This window comes from Verrucomicrobiia bacterium (assembly GCA_035946615.1).
Classification (GTDB): domain Bacteria; phylum Verrucomicrobiota; class Verrucomicrobiia; order Limisphaerales; family UBA8199; genus DASYZB01.
Map to the genome: position 1 here is coordinate 78,501 of DASYZB010000008.1, position 12,449 is coordinate 90,949.

Here is a 12,449-nt window from a genome sequence, read left to right on the forward strand (position 1 = left end):
AGCGTGGAGCGCGGGAAGGGAGCTTCAGGTTTTGCCCCTCGCTTGCGAGCCCTTATCGATGGCCGCCCCCGCCCCCATGACCGCCGCCACCGAAGCCGCCGCCCCCATGGAAACCTCCGCCGCCACCGCCATGGAAACCACCACCGCCGCCGCCATGAAATCCGCCACCCCCGAAGCCGCCGCCACGGACGCCACCACCGCCGAAGCTGCTAATATGGGAGCCCCCGAAGCTGCCACCGCGGACTCCACCGCTATAACCGCCGCCCCATGAACGCGAAGGGCTGGCTCCGCGAAAACCGCCATAGGCGCCGCCACCGTAAGAGCGCGGCGCGGAATTCATTGCGAAGCTGCGTCCACCGCCGTAAGAACGGTTTCCATAGCTTCCATAATATCCTCTATAAGCCCCGCCCGCCGGGGCCGAATACCTCGGGGCGGCATAGCTTTGAGCGCTGTACCCGTTGCCGGCGTAAGTCTGAGTGCGGTAGCCGCTCCACGCATTGCCGGCAGATGGCGCCGTTCGATACGAGCCGAATGAGCCGGCTCGGGCCGTGTTGTAAGCCGAGGCCCGAGACGCTTGGCCACCATAGGCGCTTGCGCCGTTGCGATAAGCTCCGTTAGCGCCTGTCCAGCTTCGACCAGCCCATGCACTGCTGGTGCCGCCACGAGGGGCGGTGGCAGAACTCGCAAATGTTCTCATGTTGGCGCTGCGACCAAATGTCGAGGCTCTGCCGGCCAGAGAGGCGCTGCGTTGCTGGCCAGCCCTCGCCCACCAACTTCTGCCGCTGGTTGCCGTGCTGGATCCAATACGGCTCTGGGAATTGACTCGGCTGAACTGGGCTAGTGAGCCGTTCGGACGAGCGGGTGTTCCGAAAAAGCTGTTCCCACCTCGACCGTTGTGCCAAAAACCGGAGTTGTTGCGATTCCCAAACGCCCCGCCGCGCCCCGCCGTTAGGCCGTTGTGATCTCCAAAGCGATTTCCAAAGCGGTCGCCGAATCGGCCTCCGAACCGGTCCCGGTCGCCGAACCTATCTCCGAAGCGTCCACCACCCCAAAACCCATCATCACCGAAGCCATCAAACAAACAAACCGAGCCGAAGCCGAAGGGGTAGAAGTTGCAGCCGCCCCAGAACCCGCAAGGAGCCCACCAGCACCATGGGGTAGGGGCTACCCAGTTCGGGCCCCAGTCAAAATAGAAATCAGGGCTCGTATCATAATAAGGATAATAATCAGGAGAGGCATAATAGTCCGGAGCGTAGGACGGAGGATAATAAACGGGGGCTGGGGCCTCGTAGCCCAACGGAGCGACTTGGTCCGAATACAACGCCTGAGGGGCGGGCGCGACCTCTGGCGCCGGGCCGACTTGAGGCGCCGCGGGGACCTGAGGCGGATATTGGTATTGCTGGTATTGCGCGGGCGCAGGCTGCGGGTTGGGTGTATTGCTTGGAGTAGAGCCGGGGGCCGCGGTTGCCCCTTGGGTGCTGGCCTGACTTTGATAAGCATTCTTGGCGGTATTATAAGCCTGTAGATAAGAGGGGCGACCCAGAAGAAGGTTGCGCACCTTGGCTAAACCATCTTTCGTGTTGGCCGGCATGCTCGTCTTATCCGCCTTCATGTCGTACCAGGCGACAATCTCACCGGCAGTGTGGGCGACAAAGACGTTTTCGGGATCAAGTTGGCCTGCCAGGTTGATGGCTGAAATAGCCTCCGGCATTTGGCCGCGCCTCGCATCCACATAGGCCACAACGCCCCAGCCGATGCCATTGTTCGGGTCCAGGGTAGTCAGGGTTTGGGCCTGGTGAAACGCAATCTCGGGCAGGCCCAGGTCAATCATGCGGCTGACGTAGGCCTCGTAAAGCTTGGGATTGTTCTTATCAGTGGCAAAGCCGCTGGCGTAGGCGGCCACGGCTGCGGATGGATCAGGCGCCTGCTCGATGGCTTCTATGGCAGCGTTCTTGCGCGGTGGATTTGTCACTGCCGGTTGCCCCCAAGCTGCTGACAACAGGGAGCTTACAACCAACCAGCTCCAGGAGACTTTTGATAATGCCTTCATAGTCCAGGGCCATTTTTCAATATACACTTTACGCCAACTTCTCTGCACTGCCTCCCCTTCTGAGTTCAACTAAGTATAAGACGTATAACCCATGAATGCAATTCATACTGGCTTTCAGACTGTGGACAAGACTTCGTGTTGGGGTTTGCTCGCGGCCTTTGCAGCCGCAAGAATAGGCGCGGTGGAGCCCAATGATGTCTGACGCATCATCAGGGCGTCACTAATGATGGCCGCCGCCTGCGCATCGGAGAGGTGATCCGTATTAATCGTTAGATCGTAAAGCAGCACATCCGAAACCGGGGATTGGAAATAGTGTTTGGAATAGCGAGCGCGCCCGCGGTCGGCGCGCTCGATCCAGCCTCGCGCTGCTTTGCGGCTCACCTGGTCCCGGGCCTGGATGCGGGCAATGCGCCGTTCGATCGACCCGACAAGCCGCACATGAAGGACGTTGGGCAAATCACGGGCAATGGCGTTCACGGCCCATCCCACGATGACGACATTGCCTTCCTCGACCAATTTGTGGATCGTCTCGATGGACTGCTGGACCAGCATCCAGGAAGGAGGATGCAAACCGAAGATTTCGTCCATCATTTCATCCACCGCGCTGTGGGCGTCTTCGGGGAGGAATTTGGCCAGGCGCATTGGCAGGTGATGGTCTTCCAGCACCTTCGCCACAAGATTCCTGTCAAATACCCTCCAGGCTGGCGTGGGAGCCGGCGCGCGTGATTGCAGGTTTTCCGCCACCCGCCGCGCAATGGGAAATGCGCCCGAGCCTGCCTGGGCCGAAAGCGCCAACGCCAACCGCTTCGGTTCTCGAGGGCCGGTCCAAATCAGAGGTTCGATCTGCTTCGGATAGCTATGAATATTTGCTAATTTCTTTCCGATACTTATCGGCATACATTTTCTCCATCCACATTGTTTCTTGAATTCAAAAACGGCCCCTGCTCCTCCCCACAACTTTTCCTGTGGGTAATCCGCTGGGTCCAAACGGAACGGGCATGGCCCAACATTTCCCGTTCGGGAAGAGCCGCTTCCGTACCAAAGTATAATAAACCATAATTCGCTTTATTTCCTGCCCTTTTTACCCACTTGTCCCTGGGCCGCCCTTGGAACAGGACACTTTCGGTTCCACCTGTGGTCTGCGGGCTTCCACCTGTAACTTTTTGTGCGGTCACGGCTCAATCCCCTTAGAAACGAGAAAGTCGAATATGAAAAATATAAGCGAACTGAACCAAAGCAGCTTTGAAACCGAGGTATTGCAATCGAACCTGCCGGTGCTGGTGGACTTTTACGCGCCGTGGTGCGGCCCGTGCAAAATGCTGGCGCCGCTTCTGGAGCAACTTGCGGCGGAATTCGTGGGCCGAATCAAATTCACCAAGCTCAATGTGGACGATGCGCCGGAACTGGCAGGGGCCTATGAGATTACCGGGGTGCCGACGTTGATGCTCTTTCGAGGCGGCCAGGCGGTGGATACGCAAGTCGGTTTCGTAGCGCCCTCGGCGTTGAGGGCCTGGCTTCAAAAGGCCGCCGCTGTCGTCGCCCCGCAAGGCTCTGCGGCTTCACAAATGCTTAACCAGGAACGGCCATGATTGTGCGCATTCTTATCGGTGCGGCGGTTGGGAGCGGACTTGGCTTTGCCTGGTACAAGTTTGTTGGCTGTTCGACAGGGACCTGTCCGCTAACCAGCAATCCGGTCATCAGCACGATTTACGGGATGATAGTCGGCGCGCTCATAGCCGGCAGCATTCATTAACCAGACTCGTTACGTCGTCTCCTGCAAACAGCAAAGGAATTCTTTTATGGAAATGATTATTCGCAGATTCGCGGGGAGTTTCATCTTGATTAGCCTGCTTTTGGCTCATTATCACAGCGCGTATTGGCTGTGGTTCACGACCTTTGTCGGCCTGAACCTGTTGCAATCCTCCTTTACGAACTTTTGCCCTTTAGAAATCGTTCTGCGGAAGCTTGGCGTGGGGCAAACCTGCTGCTGCGCTGAAAAAGCCGCTGCGTCCTGCTGCGCCAAGCAGGAGGTTGAACGGTAAACAGGACCGCGCGCCGGCTTGCAATTATCGAGATGCTATGAAGAAGTTCGGCCTGTTTCTTTTTGGCTGTTTAATCTCCCTGGCGGCTTTCGGGGCTGAGCCCTGGACTTTCGAGCGCGCACTGGCTCAGGCGCTTACCAACAGCCCCGACGCCCTGCTGGCCAGGCACCGGATCGCCGCCGCACAGGCCGGCCTCGAGCAGGCCGATGCCGCCTTCTGGCCCCGGCTCCAGTTCCAATCCAGCTACATGCGCACTGACAATCCCATGATGGTCTTCGGCAGCATTCTCAATCAGCGCGCTTTTTCCAAATCCCTTGATTTCAATGATGTGCCCGACGTCGATAATCTGAATGCCAAAGGCCTCGTCACGGTTCCCCTTTATACCGGCGGCAGGAACAAGGCCGGTCATGAGGCGGCCAAGGCGAACACCGAGGCTGCCCGCCGGGACGACGAGGCGGTGCGGAATGCCTTGGGGTTCGAAGTGGCGCGCGCCTTCCATACGGTGCTCAAGACGCGCCGTTTTATCGAGGCGGCTCAATCTGCGGTCGAGTCCTATGAAACCAACGTGGCCATAGCAAATAAGCGTCTCCAGGCCGGGTCGCTGCTCAAAAGCGATGTGCTGGACATCGAGGTCCGTTTGGCCCAGGCGCGTGAAGACCTCGTGCGCGCTCACAATGCTGAAGCGCTGGCCAGTCGGGCGTTGCGCAACTTGCTCGGGATTGAAGGCGGAGAGTTCGTCGTGGCGGCCAGCGCGCCCAATGTCAGCGCGCCCAGGGCATTGGATTTTTCGCACCGGCCAGAGCTGGCTGCCGCCCGGCAGCGCGAACGGGCCGCCGAACAAGTAGTTCGCGGAGCCAAATCCGGCTACATACCCCGCCTCAGCGCCTTTGGCAGCGTCGATTACGATTATGGCTGGAAGTATGACAATGGTGGAGGCAGTTACACCGCCGGCGCCATGTTCCAGTGGGACATCTGGGATGGGCAACTCACGCGGGGCAGGGTGCGCGAGGCGGCGGCCAACCTCGAGTCGGCTCGCGAGGAAGAGCGTAAGTTGCGGCTGGCCATTGGCTTCGAAGTCGAGCAAGCCCGTCTCGATCTCAAGGCTGCCGATGAGCGCCTGGACGTCACGCAACAAGCCGTTGGCCAGGCCTCCGAGAGCCTTGCCCTGACCCGGGCACGCTTCGAACAAGGCCTGAGCCTGGCGACTCAGCTCATGGACTCCGAAACTGCGCTCGTCGCCGCTCGGGTGCGCAGGGCTGAAGCCGAAGCCGACCAGCACATCGCTATTGCCGCACTTCGCAAGGCCCTCGCTTTGCCGCAACTCGATTCCTCTGCAATACGAAATTAGATGAAAACGTACTCCCTTCTCTTCTTGACAGGACTCTTCCTGGCCGGCTGCGGCAAAAGCCCCGAAATAGCGCAAACCGCCGCAGAACTGCCATCGGCCCGCGTTCGAGTTCAACCCGTCGAGCTCAAAGAACGGCAGGCGACCGAAGAAGTCGTTGGAACCGTTCGCGCAAAATTGCGCGCCACGCTGGAAGCCAAAGTCAGCGGACGCATCGAGCAGATGCCGGTCACCCTGGGCCAGGCCGTTTCGACCGGAGACTTGATAGCCAAATTGGATGCTCCAGAAATCCAGGCCAAACTGGACCAGGCCAAAGCCGGTTTCGAGCAGACCGAGCGCGATTGGAAACGGATTTCGAGTCTCTTCGAGCAACAGGCGGTCACGCACTCGGAGTATGATGCCGCCCAGGGGCGCTATCGCCAGGCTGCGGCCAGCGTGGCCGAGGCTCAGGCCATGGTTGCCTACGTTCAAGTACTCGCCCCGTTCAACGGGCTTATAACAAAGAGATGGGTGGATGTGGGCGATTTAGCGGTTCCAGGCAAGCCGCTGGTCGATATCGAGGACCCTGCCGCGCTCCAACTCGAGGCCGATGTGCCAGAGGCCATCGCCGCCCACATCCAACGCGATGCCCCCATGGCCGTGCGCGTCGATGCCGTCGCGGGCGACCTTTCGGGCCTCGTGGCCGAAATCGCCCCCTCTGCCGATGCTGTAAGCCGCACCTTTCGGGTTAAACTGGACCTGCCCGAATCCTCCGGGTTGATGCCGGGCCAGTTTGGCCGGCTCCTGGTGCCCATTGGAGAAGACAAGACAATGCGGGTCCCCGCCGGGGCAATCATCGAGCGCGGGCAATTGGAAATCGCTTTTGTTGTCGCCAACCAACGCGCCCAATTGCACCTGGTTAAGTCCGGCAAGCATTTTGGTCAGGAGGTTGAAGTCCTCGCCGGGCTGGATGTGGGCGAACCCGTGGTGGTCGAAGGCGCCGACCAATTGGTCGATGGCCAGCCAGTCCAGGTTCAATGAAGCGCAGGGCTTAGGGACTACACTCATGAAAGCCTTCCCCAAAAACGCCAACTCGCGCCAGGCGGGTATTGCTGGCCGGATCGCGCAAGCCTTTATCAACTCGAAGCTCACCCCGCTTATTGTGATCACCTCGTTGCTGCTGGGGGCCGGGTCGGTCCTGTTGCTGCCACGAGAGGAAGAACCGCAGATCAAGGTCCCCATGATCGACGTCATGGCGGCCATGCCCGGCTTTGGCGCCAAGGAGGTCGAAGAGCGAGCCACCCGCCCCATGGAGAAGCTGCTCTGGGAAATCCCAGGCGTGGAATACGTCTATTCGACTTCCCGCCCAGGCGAGAGCCTTGTTATCGTCCGCTTCAAAGTCGGGTCCGAACCCGAGCAGAGCCTGGTTAAGGTCACCGAGAAAATGCGCTCGAACTTCGACCGTATTCCGCCGGGGGTTTCTTTCCCGCTCATTAAGCCCAGGTCCATTGATGATGTTCCCATTCTGACGCTGACGTTTCATAGCGCGCATTACGATCATTTGACGTTGCGGCGCCTGGTTGCGCAGGTCGATGATGCCGTCAAACAGGTGCCGCAGGTTGCCGAAACGGCCATCATTGGCGGTGCGCGCCGGCAGGTCCGTGTGCTGCTCGACCCGGCGAGGCTGGCTTCACGCCACCTCAGCGCTGCGGGCCTGGTCATGATGCTGCGTCAGGCCAACCGCGAGTACGCTGCAGGCGACCTTACCAGCAATAATCAGGATGTGATCGTCGAAACCGGGGCCTTTCTGACCAATGCCGAACAGGTTGGCCGGGTCGTGGTGGGTGTGTATGGGGGCCGCCCAGTTTATCTTCATGACGTCGCCCGCATCGTCGATGGCGCCGAGGAATTGTCCCAATACGTCTTCTATGGCAACGGAGCTGCCGCCTCGAGTGCGGCGGATGAGCAAGCGGCCGTCACGCTTTCGATTGCCAAACGACCGGGCGCTAACGCCATTGCGGTCGCCAAACAAGTGCTGAGGAAAATGGACGCTCTCAAAGGCTATATAATCCCCTCTGACGTGCAGGTATCCATTACTCGTCACTACGGCGAAACAGCCTCTGACAAATCCAACGAACTGCTCTTGCACATGGGCATCGCCGTCCTCAGTGTCTCCATCCTGATTTGGTTGGCGCTGGGCTGGCGCGAATCCCTCATCGTGGCCATTGCCATTCCAGCCACCCTTGCGCTGACGCTGCTGGTGTTTTATCTCTACGGGTTCACTCTCAATCGCATCACCTTGTTTGCGCTCATCTTCAGCATCGGCATCCTGGTTGATGATGCCATCGTCGTAGTCGAAAATATCGTCCGGCACTTTCACCTGCCTGAAAGCAAAGACCGCAACCTGGCCGCCATTGCTGTCGAAGCTGTCAGTGAAGTGGGTAATCCCACCATCCTGGCGACGTTCGCCGTCATCGCAGCGGTCCTGCCGATGGCATTGGTCGGCGGATTGATGGGGCCCTACATGCGGCCCATCCCCATCGGCGCCAGCGCCGCCATGCTTTTCTCCCTGGCGGTCTCGTTCATCGTCACGCCCTGGGCCGCTATCCGAATCCTGCAGTGGCGCCGGCACCGCGCTGAGGAGGCTTTGGGCGGTGCGGGGGCGAGCCACGCGCAACCACACTTCGACGGAGCGAGCAGCGAACGGCTTTTTCCACGGATTTATCGTAGTCTTATGGGTCGCCTGCTGAACCAACGCGCTTGGCGCTACGGCTTCCTAGGCGGTATCGCGCTGCTCCTGCTAATCGCCATGGGCACCGTGGCCATCGGCTGGGTGAAAATGAAAATGCTTCCCTTTGATAACAAGAGTGAGTTCCAAATTATTCTGAACATGCCCGAAAGCAGCTCGCTGGAACGCACCGCCCAGGCCGCGCGCGAAATCGCAGCCGCCGTGCGCGTCGAACCGGAAGTGAGCGATTACCAGATTTACGCCGGGGTTGCGGCCCCCTTCAATTTTAATGGCCTGGTGAGGCATTACTTCCTGAGGCGTGGGGCCAATGTGGCAGACCTTCAAATTAATCTCCTCAACAAACACGAACGGCAAGCCCAGAGCCACGATATTGCCAAACGCGTCCGCCCCCGCGTGGCGGCTATCGCCGAAAAGTATGGGGCTCGTGTGGCTGTGGCTGAAGTGCCGCCCGGCCCTCCCGTTTTGCAAACGCTCGTCGCCGAGATTTATGGACCGACCGACGAGTCGCGGCTGGCGCTTGCTGCCAAGGTGCGAAGCATTTTCCAGCAAACACCCGGCGTGGTGGATGTGGACTGGTACGTCGAAGCCGACCAGCCCAAGGCGCGATTCGTCATTGATAAGGAAAAGGCCGCTTTGAACGGGGTCAGCGCTGAAACTCTCGCGATGACTCTGCGCCTGGCCGTGGCGGGCGATACCGCAGACCTGTTGCACCAACCCCGCGAAAAGGAAGACGTTAATATCGTATTCCAACTGCCGCGCTCCAGCCGGAGTTCGTCCCAAGACCTCCTGGCGCTTTACGTCCCGTCCGGTTCGTTGCCGGTCCCCGGCGCTCCGCCAGGTCCGCCGCCGCTGGTGCCTCTGCGTGAGTTGGTGAAGATCGATCAAACCACCGCCGACAAAAGCATTTATCATAAAAACCTCCTCCCGGTTACCTATGTTATTGGGGATGTCGCCGGAGTAATCGAGAGCCCAGTCTATGCGATTTTCAAAATGAACAAGGCGCTGCGCCAGCTTGATACCCGCGCCTTCGGGGGCGAGGGGCGCCCGCTCACAATTTACAACGCGGTCCTCCCCTTCAGCAGCCGCGAACCTTCCCTCAAATGGGACGGCGAATGGCATATCACTATCGAGGTGTTCCGCGACCTTGGCCTGGCATTCGCCGCCGTGTTGATTCTCATTTATGTGCTGATGGTCGGCTGGTTTCGCTCTTTCCTGACCCCCTTCCTTGTCATGACCGTCATTCCCTTCTCGTTGGTCGGCATTCTACCCGCGCACGGAATTCTGCACGCGTTTTTCACCGCCACTTCCATGATCGGCTTCATGGCCGGCGCCGGCATCGTGGTCCGCAATGCCATCATTCTGGTTGATTTCATCGAGTTGCGATTGGCTGAGGGCAAACCGCTGGCCGAAGCAGTAGTCGAGTCGGGCCTTATTCGCTTTCGCCCTATCATGTTGACCGCTCTGGCCGTGGTGGTGAGCGCGACCGTCATCCTCTTTGATCCGATCTTTCAAGGGTTGGCCATCTCCCTCATGGCCGGTGGGCTCATCTCAATGCTGATTGCCCCAGTAGCTATCCCTCTGCTCTATTTCATGGCCTATAACCGGCCATCGCCCCAGCCGGCCGTTTCATCAAGAACACCTGAATTGGAAGCAGCGGAGGTATGATGCAGCCGAATGCCAGTCGGCCCTAAGGAACGGGTTGGCCGTAGAGCGTGAAGGACCCTGCGCTTGTGATTTGCACATCCAGCACCTGACCCCGACGCGCAGGCGAGCCCTCGAACACCGCTATCTTATTGCAGCGCGTCCGGCCAGTAAGCCGTTCCGGATTCCGTTTGCTGGGACCTTCCACCAGGATTTCAGCCTGACGACCTACGAAAAATCCATACCGTGCGCCCGCAACCGCGTTGAGGGTCTGCAACAAGCGCTGATTGCGCTCTTCACGCACCAATTGAGGCACCTGATTGGGCATCGCGGCGGCCGGCGTGTCCCGCCGTTCCGAGTAGCGGAAGATATAGGCCTGATCGAACTGCACTTCCCGCACCAGGGATAGGGTCTCCTCAAAATCAGCTTCTGTTTCGCCGGGAAAACCTACGATGAAATCTGTTGTAATCCCCATCTGAGGTTGAACGTGGCGCAGCTTGCCGATGAGTTCGATATACCGCTCGCGGGTATAGCCGCGGTGCATCAGTTTCAACACGCGATCACTCCCGCTTTGAACCGGGAGATGAGCGCTCTCAACCAGCTTCGGCAGGCGCCCGTAAGCCTCGACCAAATCATCCCCGTATCCTTTGGGATGCGGCGAGGTGAACCGGATGCGTTCCAGCCCGTCCACCTGGTGGACCGCCTCGATCAACTGCACGAAAGCCGATTTGCCGGCCTGCCTGGGAATGTCGCGTTTGCCGTAGCTGGTCACAATTTGGCCCAGCAGCGTCACTTCCTTCACCCCGCGCTCCGCCAGCTCGCGGCATTCAGCCACGATATCCGCAATGGTTCGGCTGCGCTCTTCCCCACGCGTATAGGGCACGATGCAAAAGGTGCAATACTGATTGCACCCTTGCATGATGCTCACATAGGCAGTCACTGAAGTCTTCGCGTTGCCGTTGACCAAATGTTCTCGAATGGTTGCCTCGCTCCGGGCCTCTTCGGCCACATCCACAATTTTGTCGCGGCGGCCTGAAAGCAGTTCATCCAGATATTCAGCGGTTCGATGAAATTTCTGTGTCCCCACGACCAAATCCACATCGGGCAATCGATCGATCAGCTCGTGGCCACGGCTTTGGGCCATGCATCCCATAAAGCCCAAAACAACCCCGGGCCGGTGTTTACGCGTCTGGTGTGAGAGGGTTTCCATCTTGTGCAGCGCCTTCTGCTCGGCCATATCCCGCACGCTGCACGTATTGAGCAGGATGACATCAGCCACCGTTTCGGACCCGGCCAATGTATAACCCTTCGCCAGGAGTTGGGCAGCCACGGCCTCGCTGTCCCGCTCGTTCATCTGGCATCCGTAGGTTTTGATATAGACGCTCGGCATTTTCCTGACAATGGCCGTGGAAACTAAGCCAAAATGCCATGAAAGGCAAAGCCCAAGAAAAGCCCAAGAAAAGGACTGCGCTAGTCCTCATCCCAACCACTGCGGGTTATGCGCTGTGGCATCGAACTGCGAGGTGGTCTTGAACGGCTCGAACTTGCCGGAAGCGGCCGCTTGGGTCGTGCGATCGAGCAGTGCCGCGAGCTGTTCCTGCGTAAATGGCTTAAACGTCCGAGCGGCTTCGAGTGCCTGGTCCAGCAGGTCCATTCGGTCAATCCCGGTGATGACCGTCGAGGTCGGCAGGTTCATCGCATAGTGCAGACATTCGATCGGCGTGACCAGATGGCTGCGCAAAACGTTGCCGCTGCCAAGGGGCTTCATACCCAATATCCCAATTTTCTCCTCGACCAGGCGCGGAACTACTTGCCGGCTGAAGCTGCGGAAATGGGCGTCCATCACATTCAACGGCATTTGCACCGCGTCAAACCGGAATTGATGTTGGGCGGCAACGTCGAGCATGCGCAGGTGCACTAGCGGGTCCTTGTGCCCGGTGAACCCTATGAAACGAACTTTGCCCGCCTTTTTGGCATCGAGCATCGCTTCCATGCCCCCGCCCGGAGCGAAGATGCGGTCCGGGTCTTCGAGCCGCAGGACCTCATGAAATTGCATGAGGTCAACGTGGTCGGTCTGCAGGCGCTGTAGAGATTGATCAATCTGAGTGGCGGCGGCGCTTTTAGTCCGCCCATCTATCTTGGTCATGAGAAAGACCTTTTCCCGATAGCCGTCACGCAAGGCCTTGCCCATCCGCAATTCGCTCATGCCATCGTGATAATCCCAGCAGTTATCCATAAAGGTTATCCCGCGATCAATGGCGCTGCGGACAATTCGAATGCCTTCTTCCTCAGGCGGATTGCCGATGTGATAGCCCCCTAACCCAATCGCTGAGATGCTTTGGCCCGTGCTTCCCAGGAGACGGCGCGGAACCGGCTCGTTGCTCTGGGATGCGGCTGGCGAGCCAGTATCCGCGCCCAAAGCACCCGGCGCAGCGCCCAGCACAACCCCGGCTGCCAGGGCGGAGCGGACAAAATCGCGCCGCGTAACGCCCGCGTTCAGTGCAGCCGCCAACTCCTGATTCGGAGCAGCGGCCTTCCTTTGGCCCATTCCTTGCATAAAAACTCCTTCCCTCCCGGTAACCATTACGCGGAACGGAACGATGTCAAGATGTGTCCGTAATATTGATAATTGGCAACCAGGAC

General features: G+C 59.1%; 10 protein-coding genes. 6 read left to right on the forward strand and 4 right to left on the reverse strand.

What is annotated here, in order from left to right; translation table 11 throughout:
* Positions 1-52: 52 nt before the first annotated feature.
* The gene (locus VG146_01030; GenBank protein ID HEV2390923.1) at positions 53-2,050 is read right to left on the reverse strand and encodes a hypothetical protein; all 1,998 of its coding nucleotides are present in this window, start codon (positions 2,048-2,050) and stop codon (positions 53-55) included.
* 114 nt (positions 2,051-2,164) lie between these two features.
* Entirely contained in the window at positions 2,165-2,947 is a 783-nt protein-coding gene (locus tag VG146_01035) for a cytidylate kinase-like family protein (GenBank protein HEV2390924.1), read from the reverse strand.
* Positions 2,948-3,258: 311 nt separating this feature from the next.
* On the opposite strand from VG146_01035, the gene trxA reads away from it, so the two are divergent.
* Genes trxA through VG146_01065 form a run of 6 tightly spaced genes read left to right on the forward strand, consistent with a single transcriptional unit; the run spans position 3,259 to position 9,830 of the window.
* Positions 3,259-3,639, forward strand: coding sequence for a thioredoxin (trxA, locus tag VG146_01040; GenBank protein HEV2390925.1), 381 nt, complete (start codon positions 3,259-3,261; stop codon positions 3,637-3,639).
* A complete protein-coding gene (locus VG146_01045; protein HEV2390926.1) occupies positions 3,636-3,803 on the forward strand; it encodes a DUF6132 family protein in 168 nt (55 codons plus the stop codon). Before trxA ends, VG146_01045 begins: the two co-directional genes overlap by 4 nt.
* 46 nt (positions 3,804-3,849) lie before the next feature.
* On the forward strand, positions 3,850-4,092 hold the full coding sequence (locus tag VG146_01050) for a DUF2892 domain-containing protein (GenBank protein HEV2390927.1): 243 nt from the start codon (positions 3,850-3,852) through the stop codon (positions 4,090-4,092).
* A gap of 37 nt (positions 4,093-4,129) precedes the next feature.
* On the forward strand, positions 4,130-5,440 hold the full coding sequence (locus tag VG146_01055) for a TolC family protein (GenBank protein ID HEV2390928.1): 1,311 nt from the start codon (positions 4,130-4,132) through the stop codon (positions 5,438-5,440).
* A complete protein-coding gene (locus tag VG146_01060) occupies positions 5,441-6,457 on the forward strand; it encodes an efflux RND transporter periplasmic adaptor subunit (GenBank protein ID HEV2390929.1) in 1,017 nt (338 codons plus the stop codon).
* Positions 6,458-6,482: 25 nt separating this feature from the next.
* Positions 6,483-9,830: an efflux RND transporter permease subunit gene (locus VG146_01065; protein ID HEV2390930.1), complete on the forward strand. Its 3,348-nt coding sequence runs from the start codon at positions 6,483-6,485 to the stop codon at positions 9,828-9,830.
* 22 nt (positions 9,831-9,852) lie between these two features.
* Here the strand turns inward: VG146_01065 and miaB are convergent, their stop codons facing one another.
* Positions 9,853-11,196, reverse strand: coding sequence for a tRNA (N6-isopentenyl adenosine(37)-C2)-methylthiotransferase MiaB (miaB, locus tag VG146_01070; protein HEV2390931.1), 1,344 nt, complete (start codon positions 11,194-11,196; stop codon positions 9,853-9,855).
* Positions 11,197-11,283: 87 nt separating this feature from the next.
* Positions 11,284-12,354, reverse strand: a complete 1,071-nt coding sequence (locus tag VG146_01075) for an aldo/keto reductase (GenBank protein HEV2390932.1) — start codon at positions 12,352-12,354, stop codon at positions 11,284-11,286.
* Positions 12,355-12,449: the final 95 nt, after the last annotated feature.

Coding starts and splice junctions, on each gene's coding strand:
- VG146_01030 (HEV2390923.1), bottom strand. CDS start 2,050: ATGAAGGCATTATCAAAAGTCTCCTGGAGCTGGTTGGTTGTAAGCTCC.
- VG146_01035 (HEV2390924.1), bottom strand. CDS start 2,947: ATGCCGATAAGTATCGGAAAGAAATTAGCAAATATTCATAGCTATCCG.
- trxA (HEV2390925.1), top strand. CDS start 3,259: ATGAAAAATATAAGCGAACTGAACCAAAGCAGCTTTGAAACCGAGGTA.
- VG146_01045 (HEV2390926.1), top strand. CDS start 3,636: ATGATTGTGCGCATTCTTATCGGTGCGGCGGTTGGGAGCGGACTTGGC.
- VG146_01050 (HEV2390927.1), top strand. CDS start 3,850: ATGGAAATGATTATTCGCAGATTCGCGGGGAGTTTCATCTTGATTAGC.
- VG146_01055 (HEV2390928.1), top strand. CDS start 4,130: ATGAAGAAGTTCGGCCTGTTTCTTTTTGGCTGTTTAATCTCCCTGGCG.
- VG146_01060 (HEV2390929.1), top strand. CDS start 5,441: ATGAAAACGTACTCCCTTCTCTTCTTGACAGGACTCTTCCTGGCCGGC.
- VG146_01065 (HEV2390930.1), top strand. CDS start 6,483: ATGAAAGCCTTCCCCAAAAACGCCAACTCGCGCCAGGCGGGTATTGCT.
- miaB (HEV2390931.1), bottom strand. CDS start 11,196: ATGCCGAGCGTCTATATCAAAACCTACGGATGCCAGATGAACGAGCGG.
- VG146_01075 (HEV2390932.1), bottom strand. CDS start 12,354: ATGGGCCAAAGGAAGGCCGCTGCTCCGAATCAGGAGTTGGCGGCTGCA.